Genomic DNA, 23,885 nt, shown 5'->3' on the forward strand with positions numbered 1-23,885 from the left:
CATGGTCACCAGTATCTCGTGGATCGGAGGAGCTCAGCACATACAACAAGGGCGCCACCCGGAGGTGACGCCCTCGTTCAGTGATGCCGTGGATCAGCGACGAGCGCCCTTGCGGCCGGTCACTGCACCGTAAATGAACAGCACGATGAGTGCGCCCACGATTGCGGTGATGATGGTTCCGATGTCGAACACGGATTCCAAGGATCCGATGCCCACCAGGCTGCCCAGGAAGCCGCCCAGGATGGCACCGATGATGCCCAGGATGATGGTGACGATGATGCCGCCACCCTGACGACCCGGCATGATGAGCTTGGCGAGTGCGCCAGCGATCAGGCCCAGGACGATCCAGCTAATAATGCCCATGATTCCTCCAGTTTAGCTGTTTGCTTTAACACGAGGTCGTCGCGTTCGTATGCCTTGGTCAGCGTACTGACTGCCAGCTTCCTATCAGGTTACAGGAGAAATCGTCAGGACACTCAATCAGTGATCGACTGCCTTCTCAGCACCAACGCCCGTCAAGGAACGAACTTCCATCTCGGCCTGCTTCTTGGGATCCTCCGGCCGACGCTCGGACATGGAACCGAGGAAGCCCAATAGGAACGACAACGGAATGGAGATGATGCCCGGGTTGGACAGCGGGTAGATGGCGAAATCTGCACCCGGGATCATGGACGTCTCAGCGCCCGACATCACCGGCGAGAAGATGATCAGAACCACGGAGCTGATCAGACCTCCGTACATGGACAGCACGGCACCGCGGGTGGTGAAGCGCTTCCAGTACAGCGAGTACAGGATCGTGGGGAGGTTGGCCGATGCGGCGACCGCGAAGGCCAGTGCCACCAGGAACGCGATGTTCTGACCCTGGGCGCCGATACCGCCGGCGATCGACACCAGGCCGATGATGACCACGGTGGTCTTGGCGACGCGCAGTTCCTGCTTGGGGTCGGAATTGCCGTTCTTGATCACGGATGTGTAGATGTCATGCGCGAAGGACGCTGAGGCCGTGATGGCCAGACCGGCGACGACGGCAAGGATGGTTGCGAAGGCCACTGCGGCGATCAAACCCATCAGGATGGAGCCGCCCAGCTCGTAGGCGAGCAATGGAGCGGCCGAGTTCACGCCACCGGGGGAATTCAAGATCCGGTCGGAGCCGATCAACGCGGCTGCGCCGAAACCCAGCACCAGAGTGAAAAGGTAGAACAAGCCGATCAGGGTGATGGCCCACACCACGGACTTGCGTGCTTCCTTGGCGGTGGGAACCGTGTAGAAGCGCATGAGCACGTGCGGCAGACCGGCGGCACCGAGCACCAGAGCCAGGCCCAGCGAGATGAAGTCGATCTTGGTGATCTCACTCAAGCCGTACTTCAGTCCCGGATCCAGCATGGCGGGGTTGTTATTGGTTTCCACTGCGGCGCCCAGGATGGCCGAGAAATTGAAGCCGAACATGGCCAGGATCCACACGGTCATCACGGCAACACCCGTGACCAGCAGGCACGCCTTGATGATCTGGACCCACGTGGTGCCCTTCATGCCGCCCACCAAGACGTAGACGATCATGATGATGCCCACAACCACGATGACCAGTGACTGACCGGTCTTGGAACCGATGCCCAACAGCAGCGACACGAGAGCACCCGCGCCGGCCATCTGCGCCAGAAGGTAGAAGAAGGTCACGGCCAGGGTGGAAATGGACGCCGCGACGCGCACTGGACGCTGACGCAGGCGGAAGGAGAGCACGTCCGCCATCGTGAACTTACCGGTGTTTCGCAGCGGCTCGGCGATGAGTAGCAGGGCCACGAGCCACGCGACGAAGAAGCCGATGGAGTACAGGAACCCGTCGTAACCCTGCAACGCAATGGCCCCCACGATGCCGAGGAACGATGCCGCGGAGAGATAGTCGCCCGCAATGGCCAGGCCGTTCTGGGTACCGGAGAACGATCGGCCGCCCGCGTAGTAGTCGGCCGCCGTGGATGTCGACTTGGAAGCGCGGATTACGACGACCAGCGTGACCACGACGAATGCCAGGAACACGCTGATGTTGATCCACGGAGTACCGACGGTTTCGGTGTCAGTGGCGGCATGGATCGCCGGAAGTGCCGCATTAGTGATGTTGATCATGATTTACGCTTCTCCTCGTCCCGCACCGGCGGCCTCGAGGTGCTCACGCAACGCTGTGGCCTGGGGATCAAGTTTCCGGTTGGCAAAGGACACGTACGCAGCGGTGATGCCAAAGGTGGTTACGAACTGTAGGAGCCCCAGGAGCAGCCCGAGGTTCACATTCCCGAAAATGCGCTGGGACATGAACTCAGGGGCGTAAATGGCAAGCACCACGTAGAGCAGGTACCAGACCAGGAACGCCACGGCCATGGGGAAGACGAAAGAACGGTGAGTTTTGCGCAGCTGCTGGAACTGATCCGAGCGCTGAGCTTCTGTGAAGTCGAAAGCCGTGGAGTTGGCCGAGTCGACAGGGGGCGTAGACGCCATGAAAGCCTCCTTGTGTGATGAGGACCACATTAGGCTCCTTGTATCCACAAACACAACAGCAACGCGAAAAAAGACGAAAAAACGGGCCCAACTTTCCGAATATTTCGGTAGTTAGGCCCGCTTTGTATACAAACGCGCGGAAGTCTGGGAGTCAGCGCAATGCCAGGATGAGCTCCACGACCCGGTCCATGAACGCATCGACTTGCTGTTCCTCGTAGCATCGTTGACCCTGCGCCTGACGGAACACCGCCTTGCGCACCAGTGTTGGATCAAGAGCTTCGTCGGAACGGAAGTGCTCGGTGATCCGGTCACACAGCACATCCACGTCAGAGACCGAATACCCGAGCTGCTTGCGCTGGGAAGGCCTGCGGAACCGCTCCCCGTGGGGCCGGTTCAGGCGTCCGAGCAGAGTCTGACCCATGAGTTCCAGGTGCTCCTCCCAGCGCTCGGGACCGTGCTCCGAGATGAAGGCCTCACGTTCTCGATCCGCCAGCTCGTCTTCGAGCTCGTCGAGCCGGGCATCCACCGGAGCCGGATCGTAACCGCCCTGCACACGATCGAACACGCGCTCGCGCACCTGCCGGCTACCTACGCCCGGCGCGGACTGCAGATCGCGCGCCGTGGTGGCCAGAACGGCGTCGACCCGGTCCAGGAAGTCGTCGACCTCGGCGGGATCGTAACCCCAGCGTTCATCCTCGACACGCATGAACTTGCGGCCCGCCGTCTCGCGAGCCGGAGCCGAAGCCTGCGTGGCCTCCTGAGTGGGGGCAGCCGCCTGGGGGGCGGCAGCAGAGTGGCTGGGGGCGCCGTCGCCGCCCGGGACCTGCTGGGCCTTGGTTCGAGTGTCCAGTCCGTCGATCGCCTGCGTGGGCTGATCAGCGGCGGAGGAACCCAACGTGTTCTCGGTCATTTTGGTGTGTACCTTTCCAACTGCCGAAGCGATTCCGCTCCGCGCCCCGACCAGCCGGGGCCAATGCCTATCCCAGAAGGGCGAATAACTCGAAGATCACGTAGCCGGTCATGACCGCGAACAGAATGGAATCGATGCGGTCCATCACTCCCCCGTGCCCCGGTAGCAACGTGCCCATGTCCTTGATGCCCAGCTCACGCTTGATCATGGACTCGGAAAAGTCGCCCAGGGTGGAAACGGCCACGATTGCCAGGGCGAGAATGATGCCCTGCCACCAAGCGTCCCCCAGTAGGAAGACCGAACACAGAACGCCCACGATCATGGCACCACCGGCCGATCCGGCAAAGCCCTCCCAGGACTTCTTGGGCGAGATCTTGGGTGCCATGGGATGTTTACCCCACACGACACCCACCGCGTAGCCGAACGTGTCCGAGCTGACCGCGAGCAGGATGACGGTGAGGATCTTGAAGGGTCCGTCGTCGGAGTGATAAAGCAGCAGAGCAGCGCTCAGCAGGAACGATGCCCACACCAAGGCGAAGACCGACCCCATGATGGAGAGCAGCATGCCCTCCTTGGGCCCGAAGGCTCGCCACAACACGACGAGCGTCACTGAGAGCACCATGGCGAATGAGAGATACTGCGCGCCGCCCTGATAGGCCGCCAGAGGCATGAGCACCGCGGCTATCACCGCTGGAACCCTGGGGATCCGAATCCCCCGGTAGCTCAGCGAACGTGCGATCTCCCACACGCCAATCCCGGCGGCGGTGCCGGCCAGCAGCGCGAGGACGATCGGGAAGAGGTAGAGTCCCACCAACAGGGTGGCAATCAGAACCAGTGCAACGGCGATGGCCGCCGGTAAATTGCGTCCGGCCTTGGACGGCGCGCGGTGTTCGTCGCTGCGTGTCCAAGGCCGCTTGATGACTTCTCTCAGTGTGCCCGTGTTGAGCAGGTCGATCCGGGAGGGTTTACCTGCCGGGTCATGCCGTTCATCCGCCTGTCCCTGGGGAGAGGCGGATGAACGGTTGTCAGATCCGTGAGGGGTATGAGCTGCCGCCATCAGGCACCGAGCAGTTCGGTTTCCTTGTTCTTGAGCAGCTCATCGATCTGGTCAATGTGCTTCTTGGTGGCGGCGTCGAGGTCCTTCTCGCCGCGCTTGCCTTCGTCCTCGCCCACGTCGCCGTCCTTGATGGCCTTTTCCATGGCCTCCTTGGCGCTACGACGGATGTTGCGCACGGACACGCGGCCTTCCTCGGCCTTGGTGGAAACGACCTTGACGTATTCTTTGCGGCGCTCCTCGGTGAGCTCCGGCATGACCACGCGAATCACGTTGCCGTCATTGGCGGGGTTGGCTCCGATATCCGAATCGCGCAGCGCCTTCTCAATGTCGTTGAGGGCGGAGCGGTCGTAGGGAGTGATCAGCAGGGTGCGCGCCTCGGGCGTCTGGAAGGACGCCAGCTGCTGCAGCGGAGTGGGCGTGCCGTAGTACTCGACCGTGAGGCTCGAGAACAGTGCCGGGTTCGCGCGACCGGTGCGAACCGTGGAGAAGTCGGTCTTGGCCGCATCCACCGCTTTGGCCATCCGGGAGGTGGCGTCGGAAAGGATCTCGGAAATCACGTGTTTTGCTCCTTATACGTGGAAAAGCCAGGGGCGCTGGCGGACTGCGGTACTAGCTTCCACTCTATCGGTGGATGCAAGTACTAACGATTCACGGGGTGACCAGCGTGCCGATCTGCTCCCCCAGTACCGCGCGGGTGACATTACCTTCACCCTCCATGCCGAACACGCGCATGGTCACGTTGTTGTCGCGGCACAGGCTGAAAGCGGTCTGATCCATCACGCGGATGTCGCGTGCCAGGGCTTCGTCGTAGGTCAGAGCGGTCAGGCGTTCCGCGGTGGGGTCCTTGCGGGGATCGGCCGTGTACACGCCGTCCACACCGTTCTTGGCCATCAGAACCTCGGTTGCGTGCACTTCGAGTGCTCGCTGGGCGGCCACGGTGTCTGTAGAGAAGTACGGCAGCCCTGCACCGGCGCCGAAGATGACCACGCGGTCCTTCTCCATGTGGCGGATGGCACGGCGGGGGATGTAGGTCTCGGCCACCTGTTCCATCTTGATGGCCGACTGCACGCGGGTATCGACCCCGCACTGCTCCAGGAAGTCCTGCAACGCCAGGCAGTTCATCACGGTGCCCAGCATGCCCATGTAATCCGCGCGCGAGCGATCCATCCCGGCTTGGGAGAGCTCGGCGCCACGGAAGAAGTTGCCACCACCCACCACGATGGAGGTTTCCACCTGGCCCACGGTGGCCGCGATCTGCTCGGCAATCCGACGGACCACGGTGGTGTCCAGACCCACCTGCCCGCCGCCGAAGACCTCACCGGAGAGCTTCAACAGCACCCTGCGGCGCTTGGGCTCGACCCGGGGATCCCGGCTCAACCGCACGGCTTCGTCGTGCAGTTCGGATTCGTTGGTGGTGGGCATAGATCCTCCCGAAAAATACGTGGTCGAGGTGCGGGCCCGAATGTGGCAGACCGCTTTACAGCATACAGAAACGGCGGGGTGCCACCGATTGCTCGGTGACACCCCGCCGAGGTGACCTCGTACGACGCCGCTCGCGAGCGGCGTCGGCGGAGGTTGCCTAACTAACTAGCTAGCTCAGGCACCCACGCGGAAACGCGCGAAGGCAGTGGCGGTGGCGCCTGCCTCGGACAGCACCTGGCCCACGGACTTCTTGGAATCCTTGGCGAAGTCCTGATCGACCAGAACGACGTCTTTGTAGAAGCCCTTGAGGCGACCCTGAACGATGTTCGGGATGATCTTGTCCGGCTTGCCCTCGTTGCGTGCGGTCTCTTCGGCCACGCGCTTCTCGTTCTCGACGGTCTCTTCCGGAACGTCGGACTCGTGGAGGAAGCTCGGGGACATGGCGGCGGTGTGCACAGCCACGTCGTGAGCGGCCTGGTCGATGTCGGCGCCTTCACCGGACACGGCCAACAGCACGCCGACCTGCGCCGGGAGATCCTTGGAGGTCTTGTGCAGGTAAACGGCCACGTGATCGCCCTGGACGCGAGCCACGCGACGCACGACGACCTTCTCGCCCAGCAGTGCGCCGGTCTCGGTCACGAGCTCGGACACGGGCTTGCCCTCGGAATCAGCAGCGAGCAGTTCGTCCAGGTCCTTGGCGTCAGCGGCAACGGCTGCGTCCAGAACCTTGGCACCGAACTCGACGAACGGGCCGGACTTGGCCACGAAGTCGGTTTCGGAGTTGAGCTCGACCATGTGGCCGACGTTGCCCTCGACGCGAGCGACGATGATGCCCTCCGCGGTGGAACGGCCTTCACGCTTGGTGACGCCCTTGAGGCCCTTCACGCGGATGATTTCCTGGGCCTTCTGAGCGTCGCCATTAGCTTCGTCCAGGGCCTTCTTGACGTCGAGCATGCCGGCACCGGTGCGCTCGCGCAGTGCCTTGATGTCAGCAGCGGTGTAGTTCGCCATGTGAACTCCTCTGTTGTCGTTTGGGGTTGGCCGGGCGCGAGATACACGCCCGGCCAACGTCGGTGACCATGATGGGCCACCCGAAAGAATGGAAGGTAAACGAAACTCGCGGCCTTACTCGGCTGCGGGGGTCTCTTCCTTCGGAGCTTCCTCGGAAGCAGCCTCGGTCTCGGCTGCGGGCGCAGCCTGCTCAGCATCGTCAGCCTTTTCGGCGGACTCGGCCTTCTCGGCGCCCTCGGCCTTGTCGGCCTCGTGCTGTTCGAGGAGCTCTCGCTCCCACTCGGCCATCGGCTCGTCGGTGGCGTTGCCACCGGACTTACCGTTGTTGCGCTCGATGAGGCCCTCGGCCACGGCGTCGGCGATCACGCGGGTCAACAGCGAGACGGAACGAATGGCGTCGTCGTTACCCGGGATCGGGAAGGAGACCTCGTCCGGGTCGCAGTTGGTGTCCAGGATCGCGACGATCGGGATACCGAGCTTCTGCGCCTCGTCAACGGCCAGGTGTTCCTTCTTGGTGTCAACGATCCACACCAGCGAGGGAGCCTTGGTCAGGTTGCGGATACCACCCAGGGTGCGCTCCAGCTTTTCCTTCTCGCGGCGCAGCAGCAGCAGTTCCTTCTTGGTGTACTGCGAACCGGCGACGTCGTCGAAGTCGACCTCTTCCAGTTCCTTCATGCGATCGATGCGCTTGGAAACGGTGGAGAAGTTGGTGAGCATGCCGCCCAACCAGCGGTGGTTCACGTAGGGCATGTTCACGCGGGTGGCCTGCTCGGCGATGGCTTCCTGAGCCTGCTTCTTGGTACCCACGAACAGAATGGTGCCACCGTGAGCCACGGTGTTCTTGACTGCTTCGTAGGCGCGGTCAATGAAGCCCAGCGACTGCTGCAAGTCAATGATGTAGATGCCATTGCGCTCGGTGAAGATGAAACGCTTCATCTTGGGGTTCCAACGGCGGGTCTGGTGGCCGAAGTGAACGCCGTTGTCGAGCATCTGGCGCATGGTTACGACGGGCATGTCGTCTCCTGTTAATTGCTGGCGGCCTTATGGGCGACCGCCATGGGTTTACGGTTATTGATCGATCGGGACGATCCCTGGCGCGATTCGTGATCCGGTCCAACGGACCTGACCAACGCACCCCATCCGCAACAAGTTCCGGACCGAGGAGTGCGCACACACGTCAATGTGTTCCTTCGCGCGCGAAGTCAGTGTCAGCCTCACGGTCTTACCCGGGTCACGGGCATGATGAATGAGGGCAGTCGACACTGCAACGTTCAGAATACATCATGCACGGTGCATCTCGCTCCACATCGAGCGGATTCCTCTGGTGTCAGCCATCTCGCGGGGTCAGGCTTGCCTCATGGTCCCCGACGACGCCGCCCTCGCCCCTTATTCACCCGCCTCGCGTTCTCCGCTTGGTCACCGGTCGAGAGCGTTCACCATTCTTGTGGCGCTCTGTCTCCTCCTTGGTGCTGCGTTGGGCGGTGGGGCGCTCGGTCTACAGCCTGCTCTGGCCGCCGGAGGGTGGACATGGCCGGTCAAGCCCAAACCAGCGGTCACGCGCACGTTCCAACCGCCGGCCGAGAAGTGGCTCTCAGGCCACCGTGGCGTGGACCTGGGTGCGGCACCGGGAACCGAGGTTCGCTCCCCCGCGGCAGGCACGGTGACGTTCGCCGGAGTTGTCGTGGACCGGCCGGTGATCACGGTGGATCACGGCGGTGGGTTGAAATCCTCTTTCGAACCCATTGAAGCCTCGGTCAAACGCGGCGACTCGGTGGCCCGGGGACAGGTGATCGGCAACATCGCTTCCGCCGGACACTGTCCTCCGGCGAACTGCGTGCACTGGGGTGTTCGACGGGACGGCGAATACGTGAACCCCTTGCAGTTCGTGCAGGACATGCGCCCGTCTGTGTTGCTACCAGTGCCCGAGTGATGGCGGCTGCGGCTCTTGGCTCTCGTGTGCCTGCGGGACTGCCGGATCTGCTGGCTCCCCGACTCCCGACGGGTGTACACCTGGGGGTCCGCTGCGACCCGACGTCTGGGGGTCGGCTGCGTCCCGGTATCTGGGGTCCGCCTGCATCCTGGGTGCCGTCAGGACCCCACCGTGCACCTGAGGTTTCTTTGCAACCCTTATCCACTGTGCCAAGGGCTCCAACGGCGCAGGAGGTGCAGCGGGTGGTTCTACCGAACCATGAGGTGAGTAGCTGACGGCTTGAACCGTCACAACCAGATGAAAAAGGCCCTCTCGCCAATGTTTCCATCGGCGAAAGGGCCATTTCTGTAGGGCGGGTGGGGCTTGAACCCACGACCAAAGGATTATGAGTCCTCTGCTCTGACCAGCTGAGCTACCGCCCCCTGTTGCCACCACGAAACAGTGCCGTGGTCGCCGCTCTACGCTACCGCATCCACGCGGTGGAGCCGCTCATCAGACAGGTTCGCCGCGATAAATCCGTTCGAAGGTGTCCAGCGTCTTGGCGAACGAGTGCTGCGCCATCATCCGGTGGCTGGCCTCCCCCATGGCGCGCTGTCTCTCGGGACTGGCGTCCAGAACCAACTGCAGCTTCTCCGCCAGGTCCTGGGGATTTCCAGGTTCGAAGAGGTAGCCGTTGACTCCTTCGTCCGCCAAGTGCGGCAAGGCCCGCGCGTTGGCGAGAACCACAGGGGTGGACGCGGACATTGCTTCCAGCGTGACCAGCGACTGCAGCTCGGCGGTGCCCGGCTGACAGAACACATCGGCGTTCAGGTACGAAACACGCAGCTGTTCGTCGGTCAGGAACCCACGGAAATGGATTCGTTCGGCCACACCCAGCGAGTGCGCGAGCGAAACCAATGTGTCGAGCTGCTCACCCTCCCCCACAATTTCCGCGTGCACATTCTTCTCGGCCGGGATGAGGGATATGGCTTCGATCAGCTCGTTGACGTTCTTCTCCACGGCCAGGCGACCGCAGAACAGAACGGTCTCACGGTTGGGCTTCTTCAGGTTCTCACCCGGGTGAAGTTCGTAGTCACCCACCTGAATGCCGTTGGACACGGGAATCGCGTTGTCATCCACGCCATTGGTCACCATGGTGTCCACGGCCAACTGGGTCGGTGCCGTCACCACATCGCAGCGGCGGAACTGGCGGGCCAGGTCCCACCACGACACCTTCCGATACCCACGAATGAACCATTCCGGGAACGGCAGGAACGGCTCGATGTTCTCCGGGATGAAGTGGTTGGTGCCTACCAACCGGATCCCGCGGCGCTGAGCTTCCTGGATAGCGAGTCGTCCCAGGATGTAGTGACATTGGCTGTGCACCACATCCGGCTGGACTTCATCGATCACCCGTTTGATCTCGCTGTAGATCTCCCACGGGAAGCACAACCGGAAATACGAATGGGTGAACGCACGGTGCGAGCGGATCCGGTGCTCGGTCACGCCGTCCTTCTCGACCGTCAGGGATTTACCCCGGGACGTCATAGGCGCCATCACATGAACCTCGTGGCCACGCCGGAGCATGCCCTGTGCGAGCCGCCGAGCGAACTGCGCCGAGCCGTTGATGTCCGGCGGATAAGTTTCGGCGATGATCAAAATCTTCAAGGGGCGCTGTTCCTCGGGATGCTCAGTGCTCACGGGTGCTGTTCAGAGTCTTCCTGTGCTCAAGGTCGGTGGGTGGAGCTTCACTTGAGAGTTCACGCTGCAGTTGCTTGGTCTGCTCCCTACGCTCGATCACCTCTGGGTGATGCCGGGACAGCAGTACCACGCCGACTATAGCAACGGCGCCTGCCAGAGACATGACCGCTCCGATGATAGGGGTGAAGCCCGGTCCGGCCTCCCCTAGGACAGACAGGCCAAGGATCACGCCCACTATCGGATCGACCACGGTCAGGCCCGCGATCACCAGATCAGGGGGTCCGCATGAGTAAGCACACTGAACCATCCAACCACCCACCACGGAGGCCACAACGATCATGATGACCGTGAACCAGTGGATCTGCCCCAGTCCGTGGGCCAGGGTGTGAGTCATGGTGAGTCGCACCAGCACCGCTACGAATCCATAGAGGATTCCTGCCGCCAAGACGTAGAACATGCTGATACGGCGGTGCCGAAGGAACAATTCCGCGATACCGAAGAAGAGGACCAGCCCGATCAGGATGGACACCAAAATGGTCTCCGCTTTGGGATCAGCCAAGTAGGTGGGGTCGGTGCCCGCAACAGCGGCCACAACGAACACCGCACCGCCCGCGGTGCAGAGAGAGATTGCACCCCACGTCCGGACATTGATGTCCAGGTGCTTGTGCTTGGCGTGCAACAAGGTGGTGATCACCAGTGCGATCACGCCGATGGGTTGCACTACCGTCACGGTCGCCAAGGTCAACGCGGCAACGTTGAGTGCCGTGCCCAGGCCCAGCAGAACCAACCCGGCCACCCACTTGGGATTGCGCACCAGCGAACCAAGGTTCGAGGGCTTCAAAGCCTCCTGGGTGTGCGCCGTGACGGCCGCAGACTGGGTCTGAGTACCGAGCGCCAGGCAGAGGGCGGCTATGAGAGCCAAGGAAACTGCCAACCACTGCATCACCGGTTCATCACATCTTCCACCACAGCTTCATCGTAGGGCGCGCCCGTGGCATTTTCCTCACCAAATCATGGAAATCAGCCCGTGGGAGGACCAACGCCATACTCCGGTAGGAGTTGGGCAGGAGGAAGGCCGGGTCACCGTGGTGACCCGGCCTTCCGGAGGCGACGCCGCGGCGTCGTCGAATCGTGTCGAGCGATTACTTCTTGAGGAGCTTGCGCAAGAACACCAAGAACGCAGATCCCGCGGTTGCGGCAACCGCGAGCGGCTGCCAGCGATCCGCCAGCGGGTTCTCGCCGGCAGTGGCCGAGGTGGAACCCCCGGTACGCACACCCTGCGAACCGCCACTGGTCGCGAAGGTCTGCTTGATCGAGTTCTCGGTGGACTTGAAGGTATTCGCGGTGCGACCAACGAATCCCTGAGTGGCTGCTTGAACGGAGTCCGCACGATTCTGAGCGTCGTCGCGCAGGCTCTTCAGGTGCTCGCGGCGCAACTTCAGACGGTGGCGCAACTGCTCCTCGGTCGGCTTGACCGGCTTGACCTGGTTGGGGTCGTTGGCGGCAGCTTCCTGCTCGCGTTCCTTCTGCTGCTCGGCCTCGTTCATCTCACGCTGCACGCGACCTTCGGTGTAGGCAGAGCCTTCCTTCACGACACCCAGATCGTAACGGAGACCGAAAATAGTCTTCTCCGGCTTGAGCGGCAGAGCGCTCTTGATCTTGGACAACGCAATCAGTGCGAGGACCGCAAGAATGATGATGAAGAGCAGGGCCAGCAGCAACGCGGCCAACCACGCCGGCATCACGTTCGACAAGCCCGCAATGGCCGCACCGATCAGTGCGATGACAGCCATACCCAGGAACACCAGGCCCACAAAGGCGAGGGCCGCACCCACGCCGAGCTTGATCCCCTTGTCCTTGAGCTCGAGTACCGCTAACTGCGCCTCGTCCTTGAGCTGCTTGGGCAGCAAACGGGCGAAGACCTTGGCGACATCAAGGATGGATGCCGCTCCAGGTTTCTTGGTTGCCCGAGTACGCGCGCCGGGGGTGTGGCCGCTTTCCGGGCCCACTGCATGACTCATGCCGCCTCCGATGTTGCTTGAACTTCACTACTGGTTATTTTTCAAGGTCAAAACTACCACTCAGCATGCTGCCAGGAGGCTAGCCCGCTCGGATCCCGCTGTCACAGAGTTAGGAAACAGTTGCGTTTCACCCGGGGGTGCGAAACTGGAATTGTTCACACGAACACGATTTGAGCCGAAAAAGTTACACCTGCTACGTTGGAACGGCTCGAAATCGTCAAAATCGAGCCAAGTGGCTCATAAATCCTTCAGGAGCGACCATGACTATCGAGATCAACGTTCCCGCCGCCGACATCATCAAGTGGCGCCGCCACTTTCACGCTAACCCCGAGCTGTCCTTCAAGGAGCACAACACGGCCAAGTTCGTGGCCGAAACCCTGGAGAGCTTCGGATTGGCCCCGACCCACCCCACCGAAACTTCCGTGGTGGCCGTGATCGAGGGCAAGGGCCCCGGTAAGACCGTGGCGCTGCGCGCCGATATGGACGCGCTTCCCCTCAACGAGGAGACCGACAACGACTTCAAGTCCACCGTTGACGGTGTGATGCACGCGTGCGGTCACGACACCCACACCGCCATGCTGCTCGGTGCCGCCAAGGCATTGACCGAGCTCAAGGACACTTTCAACGGCCGCGTGAAGCTCATCTTCCAGCACGCCGAGGAGACCCCTCCCGGAGGTGCCAAGGAAATGGTGGCCGCCGGAGTCCTGGAAGACGTGGACGCCATTTACGGCATGCACATCATGAACCAGAAGACCGGCACCGTCAGCGTGCACAAGGGCCCCGCGTCCACCGTGGCCGGTGGCTTCTTCCTGAAGATCAACGGCCAGGGTTCGCACGGCTCCATGCCGCAGGACGGAATCGACCCGGTACTGGTCGCCGCGCAGGTGACCGTTGCCCTGAACACGATCGTCTCCCGCAGTGTTGCACCCGATCACATGAACGTGGTCAACGTGGGCATGATCCAGGCCGGTCAGGCTCCCAACGTGATCCCGGATTCGGCCAAGCTCGGTGTCTCCATGCGCACCGTGGACGACAACGACTGGAACATCCTCAAGGAACGCGCCACGGAGATCGTCGAGAACGTGTGCGCCGCCTACGGTGCCAAGGCCGAGTTCCAGTGGGCCGAGGGCTACCCCGTGGTCATCAACAACGATGACCTCGCGGAGCTGGCCCTGGAAGCAGCCAAGAAGGCCGTTGGAGACGAGAACGCGTTCTGGGGTCCGCCCACCTCTGCGTCCGAGGACTTCTCCTACTTCGCCCGTGAGATCCCCGGTTGCTTCATCTTCCTGGGCGGTGGCACCGCCGAGGACGGCCTGCCCTACATGAACCACCACCCCAAGTTCGACATCAAGGAAGAGGCTCTCGAAGCCGGCGCCCGCACGGAAGTGCAGATCGCCCTGGACTTCCTGGCTTCTTGATCCCCCATCCGCATCACTTGAGTACGAAAGGCTGAGGAAATGAACCTCACCAAAACCCAGAAGGGCGTGTTCGCCACACTCTTCTCCGTGGGTTTGCTGGCTAACATCGAAAAGGGTCTGGCGGGTGCTATCGGTCCGTTCCTGACCGACCCGGCCTACATGTCCAACCTGGGACTGGAGACCTTCACCAAGACCCAGTTCGGTCTGATCACCACTCTGTTCTACCTGTCCTTCATCGTGATGACCTTCGTGGCTGGCTGGTTCGTGGACCGCTACGGCTACCGCATCTTCATCCCGGTGGCACTGTTGATCCTGGCCGCTGGCGCTGCGTTCTTTGGCTTCGCCGGCTTCAGCTCCACGTCCATGATCTTCATCCTGATCCCGCTGGCACGTCTGATCATCGGTTTCGGTCAGGCCGGTTACACCAACGGCACCCCGCCGGTCATCGCCAAGATGTTCGCCGCCGAAGAGCGCGGCGCCGTGCAGTCCAAGGTGGTCTCCACTGCCGGTATCGGTACGATCCTCGTTTACCTGGTCTTCGCACCGCTCGTGGTCGCCCGTGACTTCCGTTGGATGTACTTCCTGCTCGCCGTCCTGTTGGTCGTTGCGACCCTGATGTTCATCAAGCTGGTCCCGAGCGAGTCCCCGGCCGACAAGGCCGCCGCCGCTGACAAGGCTGCTGCCAAGGCCAAGAACGACGTCTCCATCCTGGACGCCTGGAAGAACCGCAACTCACTGGTCCTGGGCCTGTGCCTCTTGCTCAACAACGCCGTGGGCGTGGGCCTGCTGACCTGGCTCGCCACGATGTACTCAGAGCAGTCCGGCATCACCCCCACCGGATGGGAGTACATGGTCGTGATGGTCGGTTACGGTCTCTCGCTGTGGATCGCTACCAGCACGGGTGCCACCGTGGTCAAGCGCTGGTTCGAGAACAACGAGAAGGTCTTCATGCTGCTGATGTCCAGCATCGGCGCAGTGCTCATGGTCATCGCCGTGATCATCCCCAACCTGTGGGGCTCCGCGGTCATGATGTGGCTGGCCAACCTGTTCATCATGTGGTCCTTCTCCGCCATCCTGATGCTCCCCTACCGCTTGATCCCGCTGAAGATCATCGGTTCCGCGTTCGCAGTCATCAACATCGGCGCGTTCGTCGGTGGTATGGCCCAGGGTGCCCTGGTCGGTGCAGTGGTCGACGCCGCAGGTTACGTGGTGGCCTTCATCGTCCTGGCTGTCATGCTGGTCGCCGGCGGTCTGGCTCCGTTCCTGCTCAAGGAACCGGCTCGCCCGATCAACGAACCCACGACCCCTCCGGGTAACCCGGAGGCCGGTGTCGAGGCAGCAACCGGCACCACCGACGAGAAGTAAGGTACTGACCTTCACTTCACGTTCCTGAAGAAGCCGAAGGCGCCCCGGACAGTTACTGTCCGGGGCGCCTTTGGTTCGTGGTGCACCCAAGGCCCCGTACGACGTCGTTCTGGTCGCGTTCCTGACCAGGGCAACCGGCGAGCGCGGCGCCTCAGCCCTGAGCCACCTCGCGTGCGGGCTGCGGCTTGGTTCCGAGATCCCAAGTGCGCTTGACCGACCAGGCGAGCAGGAGTACCAGGAGGACGTTTCGGATGGTCAGCACACCTGCCATGATCGGATTGGCGTGAATGAGCGGGGTGTAGAAGAGCGGGTAGATGAAGAACGTGACGACCGCGATGCCCATGAGCAGGGCCGCGGGGGTGCGCCAGCGCTTCCAGTCGTAGACGAGGCCGGCCACGATCACGGGCGCGAGCCAGATCATAAACTGTGGTGAGCCCACTTTGTTGAACACGATGAGCACGGTGGTCATCATCAGAGCACCCTCGTAGAAGAGTTCACCGCGGTCCGCTCCCCTGCGCAACGAACGAATCAACAGAGCGGTGCCCAGGACCACTGCCACGATGAGCAGCGGTTGCATGAGGTAGGCGGCGACCTCGGTGCCGGGCCCGTAGACCTCAGACGAGTTGATCGCCGTGTTGTCCGCGATCTTGGAATCCGCGATGTTCAGCACGCTCAACCACACCCACGGGGTGGAGAAAGTAGCCTCGAGCTGCATGCCGCGCGAACCCTGATTGACCATGAAGTCCGCGATGCGGGCCAATCCGCCGGACAGCCACGTACCCAGAACGACCACCGCGGTGACCACTACGCCAGCCACGAACACCTGCGCGCGCTTCTTGGCTGCGATGAGAAGAGACAGGATGACCGCCGCGGGCCACACCTTGATCCACGTGGCGATACTCAGCAGCACGGAGGCCACCACGGGCTGCCGGGCAGCGTAGAGCATACCGATCAGCACGATGGGAGCCGCGATGCCCTCGACGCGCGCGAAGCTCAGGTACCCCATGAACACCAGGAAAATCAGCAGCCACCACGCGGGCGCCACTCCGCGACCTTGCATGGAGCGGCGGGTGAGGAACCAGATAGCAACCGCATTGAGCGCCGTGATGATCAGGGTCCACGCGAGCAGGTACAGATCGTGCCCTGCAATACCGGCCGCGTGGATGGGCAGCTGCGCCAGGACCGGGTAAACCCACGGGCTGATCGACTGATCGGTGACCTCGGGGGTGAACCCGGCCATGGCCCACTCGCGGTACTGCTCGGTGTCGCTGAAGGCCCACCCGTTCAGGAAGAAGGAGGCCATCCAGCCCATGTAGTACAGATGAACTACCGCGAAACCCCACCACACGCTGGAGGGACGGGCGAACCAGGCGATCACGCGGTCCGGCAGCAGGGCGTCTCGTACGCCGCTCAGCCGGTCGAAGAATGCGGCGGAAATGTCAGGACTCCTTGGTCACGAGCTCATCGGTGGGGCGCTTGGATCCCAGCCAGTACAGACGGCGGGCAGACCACAGCATCAGCACAACGAGCAGCGCGTTGCGCACGGTCAGCACCAAGGCCATGGCCGGGTTGTCGTGGCTCAGCTCTGTGTAGAACAGCGGGTAAATGAAGAACGTCAGCACCGCTATCGCGATCAGCATGATGGCGGGAGTACGCCACGAGCGCCAGTGGTGCACGAGTCCCAGAGCCACGGCCGGCCCAAGCCACACCATGAACTGAGGCGAGCCCACCTTGTTGAACACGATGAACACGGACACCAGGGTCAGCGTGCCCGCGAGCAACAGCTCGGTGCGATCCGCACCACCGGTACGCACACCGTGACGTAGGGCCCGGACGAGCAACGTGGTGGTGGCCAGCGCGGCCAGAATCAGCAGGGGCTGCATGAGCGAGGACATGATCTCGGTACCGGGGCCGTCCACCTGCATGGAGTTGATGTCAGTGTTCATGTACATCTGCGAGCCGCCCACGCCCAGCACGGAGGACCACAGCCACGGGGTGGTGAACGTGGCTTCCAGTTGCATGCCACGGTCGCCCTGCTGCGTGAGGAAGTTGAAGAGCAAGGGCAGAGCACCCATGGCTGCGGCAATGCCCGCGGCCACCACGCTCACGATCAAGCCCGCCACGACCACCTGCACGCGCTGCCGCACCACCGTGAAGAGCGCCAGCACGATAGCTGCCGGCCACACCTTCATCCACGTCGCGATGCTCAGAAGAGTGGAGGCGATGAACGGATGGGCCACGCCGTAGGCCAAGGCCACCAGAACAATGGGGGCCGTCACGCCGTCGACCCGAGCAAAGCCAAGCCACCCCATGAGGAAGGTGAAGCCCAACCACCACCAGGCAGCGGGAATCGCCTGTGTGTTGCGACCGCGATCGGTGAGTTTGAGCACCGCCCAGCCGTTGAGCAGCGTGGTCATCAGGACCCAGAGGAAGAAGAAGGGCGCAGGTCCCGCGATCCCCGCGAGCGCCATGGGCAGTAGGGCCAGCACCGGATATACCCACGGGCTGGGGCCGCCGTCCAAGGCGTCCTGGTCGAAGCCGATGCGCGTCCAGTCCCGATAAATATTTGTGTCACTGAAGGCGTTGCCGTTGAGTGAAACAATCAGCGCGAAGATCAGGAATACGAGGTGCAGGACCACGAACCCCGCCAGAAGGGCACGCGGGGAGCTCAACCACCCCGGTAGGTTCCGGGGACGATCCAGAACATTCAATCGGTCCTGTTGGGTCAACGGCTTGTGCGTGGACATGATCAATCCTCGTCGGGTGCGCAGCGGTACGAGACCACGTGCGGCCTCATGAAATCAGTACCGTGCCCAGCGGAAACGGGCACGGGTGTCTTCTCATGCTACGTGCCACGGGTACCTCCCCACGGACTCGCGGCCCATGGGGTGCGGCACATCGAGGTACTGTCCCCGGCTAATCCCCATCCTGAACCGGCCCCGATACCCACGGTTGAGGCGGATCTGACTGCTAAGATCAGCCTTCTGAGAAAGGTCCCGCGGGCCCAAGACCCTGGGTGCCCGAACACGGTCACAAGTAGGGGAACGACACAGGTCATGGCGGAAAGTGGTTCGGGTCCGGAGGTCACTGCCCACGGCAGCACCCCGGCGCAACACCAACCCTCCGAGACCCCCTCGCTCGCCGAAGCCCGTTCCGCCCCCGGCACTCCGCTGATTCCCCGCCCGCACATCGCCATCGTCCAGGGCCTGATCGGCTCGCTCATGATGCTCGTTGGGTCCGTCGGAACCGGATGGATGGCACTCGGTTCCCCCATGGTTCGCAACCCCCTGGTGATCGCCATGCGCACGGAGGGCTGGGGCATTTACACCTCCACTGTCCTGTTGACGTTCGGCGCCATGCTGCTCATGCGCTCGTGGATCCGGCTGGGACAGCGACTGGCCGGCTGGCCGGAAGGTTCGCTGCGCGCCGTCGTCGCCGCGATCATTGCCTGGTCTCTGCCCTTGTTCCTGGCCGTCCCCATCTTTTCGCGCGACGTGTACGCGTACATCGGGCAAGGCCGCCTCATGGAGGCCGGGGAGAACCCGTACACGACCGGCATCTCAACCCTCGATAATTGGTTCATGCTGGGCGCTGATCCGGCGTGGGCCGAATCCCGCACCCCTTACGGTCCGTACTTCCTGTGGCTCGCACACCTGGTCGTGAAGATCACCGACGCCCAGCCAGACCTCTCGGGCCTCTTGTTCCGCGCCCTCGCGTGCATCGGCGTGGCACTGTGCGTGATCTACGTGCCCAAGCTCGCGAAAATGCACGGGTTCGACGGCGCTCGCGCCCTGTGGCTCTCGGTCGCCAATCCGCTGTTCCTCATCAGCTTTGTGGCCAGCGCCCACAACGACGGCCTGATGGTCGGCTTGGCCGTGGCCGGTACGTATTTCGCGGCGACCGGCCGACCCATCCGAGGGATTCTGTTGGTGACCGCCTCGATCGGCATCAAGCCGATTACCATTCTGCTGCTGCCGTTCATCGGACTGCTGTGGGCGGGGCGGAACGCGTCATGGCCCCGCAAGTTCGCGACCTGGGCCGCCACCGCAGTCCTGAGTTTCGGCGTGCTGTTTATGAGCGGCATCCCCTACAACCTGGGATCGGGGTGGATCCTGGCGATCCTGGATCCCACACCCGGGTTCACCGGCTACTCTCCCTCGGGATTCCTGGGAATGCAGGTTAACCGGATCGGCGACGCCCTCGGGCTGCCCGGCGGCGACATCGCCAGAGTCTTGCGCACCGCCCTCAAGTACCTGGGCATCGGCATTGTGGTGCTGCTGATGTTCTGGGGAGAGGGCCAGCGCAGTCACCGCGTGGTCCGCCGCATGGGTCTGGCCTTCGCAGCGGTCGTGATGCTCTCCCCCATCATCCAGCCCTGGTACATCCTGTGGTTCCTGCCGTTCCTGGCCGTCACAGGCATCAAGAACAACTGGCAGGTGCGTGTGCTGTACGTGGTTACCGGGTTCTTCGTGATCTTCGGTGCGCAGGATCAACTCTCCGTGTGGCCGTTCATCGAGGTCCAGTGGGACGTCTCCACGATCGCCTACGTCATCGCCTTGGCCTTCACCGCGTACCTCATGCTCCTCGACCCGCACACCAAGCACGTTCTCATCGAGGGCGGGCCCCGCGGTTGGTTCGAACGGCGCCGCCGACGCCGCAGCGGCCAGTAATCGTCGGCCACGTGAATCATCGCTGAACCGACGAAGTCGCGCGTCCACGGGTGAGGTTTTGACGGAACGCGAGCTGTCACTGGCATCTCGGGATCAAGTTCGCTGGAAAACAAGGGGTCCGGCTGCGACACTCTGCCCCGAATGTCATCGGTGTGAACCTCTGCCATAAACGATCAAGAGGACCTGCGGACCGCTGGCCGGAACCGGAAACGACAAAAGCCCCGGCGAACCGGGGCTTCTCTCGTCTGCAGCTCCCCCGACTGGACTCGAACCAGTAACCCTTCGATTAACAGTCGAATGCTCTGCCAATTGAGCTACGGGGGACCGTGCACATCTGTGCAACGAGAAGATACTTTACAGACCCTTGGCCGGTTCCTCAAATCCAGCTCGCTGCAACGTGAACATCAGTTATCGAGGAGGCTCCGCCGCTGCATCTCCAGGTCCAGAAGCTCACGCTGCAGCGACTGATACAGAGCGGATTCCTGCTGCGGATCCGTACGGTTCAGGTGCGCCAGCTTGTCCGACTTGGCGCGGTTAATGTGCATCTCCACCAGGCTCGTCAGCACACCCACCGCGTAGTTGCGGACCTGTTGCTCAGAAGAAGCGGGCAGCGGAGTCACCGACAACTGCGCAAGGTATCCGTGCAACGGTTCGGGCAGCTGCCCGCGCACATGCTCGAGCCACCCGCGGCCACCGCGAGGGTCGTTCACGTCGTATTCGGGCCGCGCGGCCACGATCGCATCGTGCAGAGCCTGGTGAACCGGGTACCGCATTTCGGCGGACTCGAAATGACCCCAGCACGCGTCGGGCACCAGGTCCGGAACCTGCAGAACGACCTCCAGCGCCTCACGTTCCATTCGGGCCACCGGCTCGCGAGGATTGGGTAGCTGCACCTCGGCAGGGCGTTCCTGCTCCTGAGAGTCACCGGGGCGATCCCCCGGGCGTCCCGGCGTGTTAGAGCCGCGTCCGGACCCATCACGGCCCGACGAGAACTGCTGCGACTCATGATGCTGCGGCGCCCGCTGTTGCTGCCCGCGCTGTTGCGATGAAGAACCCCGCTTCGACGCCGCCGCGACCGCCCGCATGACCTCGTCCGTCTCGATGCCCAGCCACCCGGACAGCTCTCGCGCATACGCCGGCCGCAAGGATGAGTCACGGATCTGCGCCACGATGGGTGCACACGCGCGCATGGCCCGCAGTCGCCCTTCCAGGCTGTTCACGTCGTAGTCGCGGATGGTCGCTTTCAACGCGAACTCGAACAGCGGGGTGCGAGTGCTGACCAGGTCACGCACGGCGGCGTCGCCCCGGGTCAGTCGTAAATCGCACGGGTCCATGCCGTCCGGCCCCACGGCCACGTAGGTCTGGGCCACGAACCGCTGGTCCTCCTGGAAGGCGCGCAGCGCGGCCTTCTGCCCTGCGGCATCGCCGTCGAAGGTGAAGATGACCTCTCCCCCGGCCGAGTCGTCAGAGAGGAAGCGGCGCACGATCTTGATGTGGTCCGCACCGAACGCGGTACCGCACGTGGCCACCGCGGTCTCGACACCGGCCAGGTGACACGCCATGACGTCCGTGTAGCCCTCGACCACGACGACCTGCTTGCCCTTGGCGATCGCCCGCTTGGCCAGGTTGATGCCGTAGAGCACCTGAGACTTCTTGTAGAGCTGGGTTTCAGGGGTGTTCAGGTACTTGGGACCCTGATCGTCCTCGTAGAGCTTGCGCGCACCGAAGCCGATGACCTCTCCGGCCACCGCGTGGATGGGCCAGATCAACCGCCCGCGGAACCGGTCGTAGAGACCACGATTACCCTCGGAGAACATGCCGGTGAGTTTGAGTTCCTGGTCGGTGAAACCTTGGTCACGCAGATGCTTGAGCAGGTTGGACCAGCCCTTGGGCGCGTAGCCGATGCCGTAGGTTCGCGCGGCGGCGTCATCGAATCCGCGCTCCCCCAGGAACTGCTGCGCGGCCGTGGCCTGGCGCGTGTAGAGGTTGCGTTGGAAGAATTCCGCGGCGATCTTGTGCGCGTCCAGCAGACGTTGGCGGCGGCCGACTTCCTCGCGTTTGGGGCCCGAGCCCTGCTCGTAGCGCAGTTCGTACCCGATGCGCGCGGCCAGCCGCTCGACCGTCTCGGTGAACGGGGTGTGGTCCATCTCCATGAGGAACGCGATGACGTCCCCGGATTCATCACAGCCGAAGCAGTGGTACGTGCCCATTTGCGGGCGCACGTGGAACGAGGGCGTGCGCTCGTCGTGGAACGGGCACAGCCCCTTGTAGGAACCGATGCCGGCGGGCTTCAAGGTCACGTACTGGTCGACAATTTCCTTGAGATCGGTGCGTGATCGCACCTCGTCTATGTCTTCGCGCCTGATCAGTCCTGCCACGCCTCTCATCCTAGGCAACGCGTCAAACTCGCGGGGCCGCGACGTCGGCCTGTGCAGCTTGGGTACGAAAAAGCGGCGGCGCCCGCTCGGGACGACGCCGCTCTCGACTGACTCGACGCGCGGAACCTACCGCGCGGGAGAGTCCTCGGGGTCGATGACCACGCGTTTGTCCACAGGATCCACCGTCTTGGTGCCCAGCATGGACGCCCCACCTAACGCACCTACGAGCGCGAAGGCGAAGAAGCCCCACGGGTACGCCAGACCGGCGGTCAGCAGCGTGCCACCCACGATGGGGCCGCTAATCGCACCCAGACGACCCACGCCCGCGGACATGCCCAACGCGGTCGCACGGACCTGCGGCGGGTGGTTGGCCGCGGTGAACGCGTACACGAGCACCTGCGACGAGAACACGAAGCAACCGGTCAGGAACACCATGAAGTAAATGCCCAACACTGGCAGCTTGATGGCCAGGGCGGCCAGCAGCACAGCGGAGCCCGCGAACCACAGGATGCCGGCGACACGAGGGGTGATCCGGTCGGCCACGCGGCCACCGATCCACAGGCCCACCACGGCACCCACGTTGAGGATCAGCAGGAAGCCCAGCGAGTTGCCCAGGTCGTAATCGGCGGCGCGCATGATCTGCGGCAGCCACGTGTTCAGGCCGTAAACCAGCAGCAGACCCATAAAGGACGCGGTCCAGATGAACACCGAGTTGCGCGCGTACGTTCCGCTCAGCAGCAGGGCCGCGCCCTGCTTCGCGGGCTTGGCCGTCTCGCCGTTCGGGGTCGACGACGCCGCGCGGCCGGCACCCGCCGCATCCGGAAGTTCGAGCTCAACGTTGTAATGCGCGGCGACGGCGCGAGCGGCGTCGTAATCGCCCTTGGCCGCCAGGAAGGACGGCGACTCGGGAAGGAAGATGTACATGAGCGGCACCAGGATCAGTGCGGGCAGGGCGCCGGCGATGAACATGGTGTGCCAGGAGAACTGTGCCAGGACCCAGATGGCCAGTGCTGCGGTGAGCACGGCGCCCACGTGGTAGCCGGTCATCATGACGGTCGTGGCGTTGGAGCCGCGGCCCTTGCGGGCGAATTCGGTGACCATGGAGATGCCGGTGGGCAGGCAACCGCCCAGACCCAGGCCGGCCAGGAAGCGCAGCACGCCGAACCACAGCACGCTGGGCGCGAAGGCGGCGGCGAAGGTCAGCACGGAGAAAACGATCACGGCGCCGATCAGCATCTTGCGGCGGCCCAGGCGGTCGGTGAGCCAACCCATGCCGAGCGCGCCGACCATCATGCCGAACAAGCCCGCAGTGGCTACAGCGGTGCCTTCGCCGGTGGACATGTCGAAGGCTGCGTCGTCGAGCAGTGCGGGCATCACCGCGCCGAGGACCACGGCGTCGAAACCGTCCAGCAGAACGGCGATCCAGCACAGCGGTGCGACCCACAAGGGGGATTTGAGAATGAGGCCCTTGGTGGGCGCGGGGCCAGCAGTGGGCGAGGAAGCGGTGGAGCTCACGGAGAATCTCTTCCGGTAGGGCAA

The 23,885-nt window shown here is 63.1% G+C and carries 20 protein-coding genes and 2 tRNA genes; 4 read left to right on the forward strand and 18 right to left on the reverse strand.

Translation table 11 applies throughout. From position 1 onward, the window contains the following. Positions 1-93 precede the first annotated feature (93 nt). From CKW39_RS03175 to rpsB, 9 genes are all read right to left on the reverse strand, one after another. A complete protein-coding gene (locus CKW39_RS03175) occupies positions 94-363 on the reverse strand; it encodes a GlsB/YeaQ/YmgE family stress response membrane protein (protein ID WP_095796731.1) in 270 nt (89 codons plus the stop codon). Between the two features lie 117 nt (positions 364-480). Further along, complete coding sequence (locus tag CKW39_RS03180; RefSeq protein ID WP_095796732.1) at positions 481-2,118, reverse strand: cation acetate symporter; 1,638 nt, start codon at positions 2,116-2,118, stop codon at positions 481-483. 3 nt (positions 2,119-2,121) lie between these two features. Next, the gene (locus CKW39_RS03185) at positions 2,122-2,484 is read right to left on the reverse strand and encodes a DUF485 domain-containing protein (RefSeq protein WP_095796967.1); all 363 of its coding nucleotides are present in this window, start codon (positions 2,482-2,484) and stop codon (positions 2,122-2,124) included. Positions 2,485-2,635: 151 nt separating this feature from the next. Then, on the reverse strand, positions 2,636-3,394 hold the full coding sequence (locus CKW39_RS03190; protein ID WP_095796733.1) for a DivIVA domain-containing protein: 759 nt from the start codon (positions 3,392-3,394) through the stop codon (positions 2,636-2,638). A gap of 67 nt (positions 3,395-3,461) precedes the next feature. After that, positions 3,462-4,451, reverse strand: coding sequence for a phosphatidate cytidylyltransferase (locus CKW39_RS03195; protein WP_095796734.1), 990 nt, complete (start codon positions 4,449-4,451; stop codon positions 3,462-3,464). Then, positions 4,451-5,008, reverse strand: a complete 558-nt coding sequence (gene frr / locus CKW39_RS03200; protein ID WP_016996510.1) for a ribosome recycling factor — start codon at positions 5,006-5,008, stop codon at positions 4,451-4,453. Before frr ends, CKW39_RS03195 begins: the two co-directional genes overlap by 1 nt. 91 nt (positions 5,009-5,099) lie before the next feature. After that, a complete protein-coding gene (gene pyrH, locus CKW39_RS03205; RefSeq protein WP_238663215.1) occupies positions 5,100-5,873 on the reverse strand; it encodes a UMP kinase in 774 nt (257 codons plus the stop codon). 174 nt (positions 5,874-6,047) lie between these two features. Continuing rightward, positions 6,048-6,884, reverse strand: coding sequence for a translation elongation factor Ts (tsf, locus tag CKW39_RS03210; protein WP_095796735.1), 837 nt, complete (start codon positions 6,882-6,884; stop codon positions 6,048-6,050). A gap of 114 nt (positions 6,885-6,998) precedes the next feature. Continuing rightward, positions 6,999-7,898 (reverse strand): 30S ribosomal protein S2, encoded by a 900-nt coding sequence (rpsB, locus tag CKW39_RS03215; RefSeq protein WP_095796736.1) that lies wholly within the window; start codon positions 7,896-7,898, stop codon positions 6,999-7,001. Positions 7,899-8,241: 343 nt separating this feature from the next. Here rpsB and CKW39_RS03220 point away from each other — a divergent pair, with 343 nt between their 5' ends. Continuing rightward, positions 8,242-8,814, forward strand: a complete 573-nt coding sequence (locus CKW39_RS03220) for a M23 family metallopeptidase (RefSeq protein ID WP_254049249.1) — start codon at positions 8,242-8,244, stop codon at positions 8,812-8,814. Between the two features lie 348 nt (positions 8,815-9,162). On the opposite strand, the gene CKW39_RS03225 is transcribed toward CKW39_RS03220, so the two are convergent. The 4 genes from CKW39_RS03225 to CKW39_RS03240 all read right to left on the reverse strand — a co-directional run bounded on the left by CKW39_RS03225 (position 9,163) and on the right by CKW39_RS03240 (position 12,515). Further along, positions 9,163-9,236, reverse strand: a tRNA-Ile gene (locus CKW39_RS03225). A gap of 70 nt (positions 9,237-9,306) precedes the next feature. Continuing rightward, complete coding sequence (locus CKW39_RS03230) at positions 9,307-10,494, reverse strand: glycosyltransferase (RefSeq protein WP_254049250.1); 1,188 nt, start codon at positions 10,492-10,494, stop codon at positions 9,307-9,309. Then, the gene (locus CKW39_RS03235; protein ID WP_095796738.1) at positions 10,484-11,437 is read right to left on the reverse strand and encodes a DMT family transporter; all 954 of its coding nucleotides are present in this window, start codon (positions 11,435-11,437) and stop codon (positions 10,484-10,486) included. Before CKW39_RS03235 ends, CKW39_RS03230 begins: the two co-directional genes overlap by 11 nt. A gap of 199 nt (positions 11,438-11,636) precedes the next feature. Then, on the reverse strand, positions 11,637-12,515 hold the full coding sequence (locus CKW39_RS03240; RefSeq protein WP_173674271.1) for a phage holin family protein: 879 nt from the start codon (positions 12,513-12,515) through the stop codon (positions 11,637-11,639). Between the two features lie 260 nt (positions 12,516-12,775). Between CKW39_RS03240 and CKW39_RS03245 the strand changes: the two genes are divergently transcribed. Together CKW39_RS03245 and CKW39_RS03250 are read left to right on the forward strand one after the other, a co-directional pair. After that, positions 12,776-13,933 (forward strand): M20 family metallopeptidase, encoded by a 1,158-nt coding sequence (locus CKW39_RS03245; protein ID WP_095796740.1) that lies wholly within the window; start codon positions 12,776-12,778, stop codon positions 13,931-13,933. A 39-nt stretch (positions 13,934-13,972) separates the two neighbouring features. Continuing rightward, positions 13,973-15,298 (forward strand): MFS transporter, encoded by a 1,326-nt coding sequence (locus CKW39_RS03250; protein WP_095796741.1) that lies wholly within the window; start codon positions 13,973-13,975, stop codon positions 15,296-15,298. Positions 15,299-15,449: 151 nt separating this feature from the next. Here the strand turns inward: CKW39_RS03250 and CKW39_RS03255 are convergent, their stop codons facing one another. After that, the gene (locus CKW39_RS03255) at positions 15,450-16,676 is read right to left on the reverse strand and encodes a glycosyltransferase 87 family protein (protein ID WP_254049251.1); all 1,227 of its coding nucleotides are present in this window, start codon (positions 16,674-16,676) and stop codon (positions 15,450-15,452) included. Positions 16,677-16,737: 61 nt separating this feature from the next. Beyond that, positions 16,738-18,045 (reverse strand): glycosyltransferase 87 family protein, encoded by a 1,308-nt coding sequence (locus tag CKW39_RS03260; protein WP_095796742.1) that lies wholly within the window; start codon positions 18,043-18,045, stop codon positions 16,738-16,740. Between the two features lie 309 nt (positions 18,046-18,354). Between CKW39_RS03260 and mptB the strand changes: the two genes are divergently transcribed. Next, entirely contained in the window at positions 18,355-19,968 is a 1,614-nt protein-coding gene (mptB, locus tag CKW39_RS03265; RefSeq protein WP_173674272.1) for a polyprenol phosphomannose-dependent alpha 1,6 mannosyltransferase MptB, read from the forward strand. Positions 19,969-20,219: 251 nt separating this feature from the next. Here the strand turns inward: mptB and CKW39_RS03270 are convergent. The 3 genes from CKW39_RS03270 to CKW39_RS03280 form a co-directional block, all read right to left on the reverse strand. After that, positions 20,220-20,292 (reverse strand) — tRNA-Asn (locus CKW39_RS03270). 80 nt (positions 20,293-20,372) lie between these two features. After that, positions 20,373-22,346 (reverse strand): DNA primase, encoded by a 1,974-nt coding sequence (gene dnaG, locus CKW39_RS03275; protein ID WP_095796743.1) that lies wholly within the window; start codon positions 22,344-22,346, stop codon positions 20,373-20,375. Between the two features lie 126 nt (positions 22,347-22,472). Then, entirely contained in the window at positions 22,473-23,861 is a 1,389-nt protein-coding gene (locus CKW39_RS03280) for an aromatic acid/H+ symport family MFS transporter (protein WP_216823144.1), read from the reverse strand. Positions 23,862-23,885 lie beyond the last annotated feature (24 nt).

This window comes from Kocuria sp. WRN011 (genome assembly GCF_002295155.1).
In the GTDB taxonomy this organism is placed as follows: domain Bacteria; phylum Actinomycetota; class Actinomycetes; order Actinomycetales; family Micrococcaceae; genus Kocuria; species Kocuria carniphila.

Bases quoted from the DNA above. Each gene is read 5' to 3' on its own strand.
- CKW39_RS03175 (WP_095796731.1), bottom strand. From the start codon at position 363: ATGGGCATTATTAGCTGGATCGTCCTGGGCCTGATCGCTGGCGCACTC.
- CKW39_RS03180 (WP_095796732.1), bottom strand. From the start codon at position 2,118: ATGATCAACATCACTAATGCGGCACTTCCGGCGATCCATGCCGCCACT.
- CKW39_RS03185 (WP_095796967.1), bottom strand. From the start codon at position 2,484: ATGGCGTCTACGCCCCCTGTCGACTCGGCCAACTCCACGGCTTTCGAC.
- CKW39_RS03190 (WP_095796733.1), bottom strand. From the start codon at position 3,394: ATGACCGAGAACACGTTGGGTTCCTCCGCCGCTGATCAGCCCACGCAG.
- CKW39_RS03195 (WP_095796734.1), bottom strand. From the start codon at position 4,451: ATGGCGGCAGCTCATACCCCTCACGGATCTGACAACCGTTCATCCGCC.
- pyrH (WP_238663215.1), bottom strand. From the start codon at position 5,873: ATGCCCACCACCAACGAATCCGAACTGCACGACGAAGCCGTGCGGTTG.
- tsf (WP_095796735.1), bottom strand. From the start codon at position 6,884: ATGGCGAACTACACCGCTGCTGACATCAAGGCACTGCGCGAGCGCACC.
- rpsB (WP_095796736.1), bottom strand. From the start codon at position 7,898: ATGCCCGTCGTAACCATGCGCCAGATGCTCGACAACGGCGTTCACTTC.
- CKW39_RS03220 (WP_254049249.1), top strand. From the start codon at position 8,242: ATGGTCCCCGACGACGCCGCCCTCGCCCCTTATTCACCCGCCTCGCGT.
- CKW39_RS03235 (WP_095796738.1), bottom strand. From the start codon at position 11,437: ATGCAGTGGTTGGCAGTTTCCTTGGCTCTCATAGCCGCCCTCTGCCTG.
- CKW39_RS03240 (WP_173674271.1), bottom strand. From the start codon at position 12,515: ATGAGTCATGCAGTGGGCCCGGAAAGCGGCCACACCCCCGGCGCGCGT.
- CKW39_RS03245 (WP_095796740.1), top strand. From the start codon at position 12,776: ATGACTATCGAGATCAACGTTCCCGCCGCCGACATCATCAAGTGGCGC.
- CKW39_RS03250 (WP_095796741.1), top strand. From the start codon at position 13,973: ATGAACCTCACCAAAACCCAGAAGGGCGTGTTCGCCACACTCTTCTCC.
- CKW39_RS03260 (WP_095796742.1), bottom strand. From the start codon at position 18,045: ATGTCCACGCACAAGCCGTTGACCCAACAGGACCGATTGAATGTTCTG.
- mptB (WP_173674272.1), top strand. From the start codon at position 18,355: ATGGCGGAAAGTGGTTCGGGTCCGGAGGTCACTGCCCACGGCAGCACC.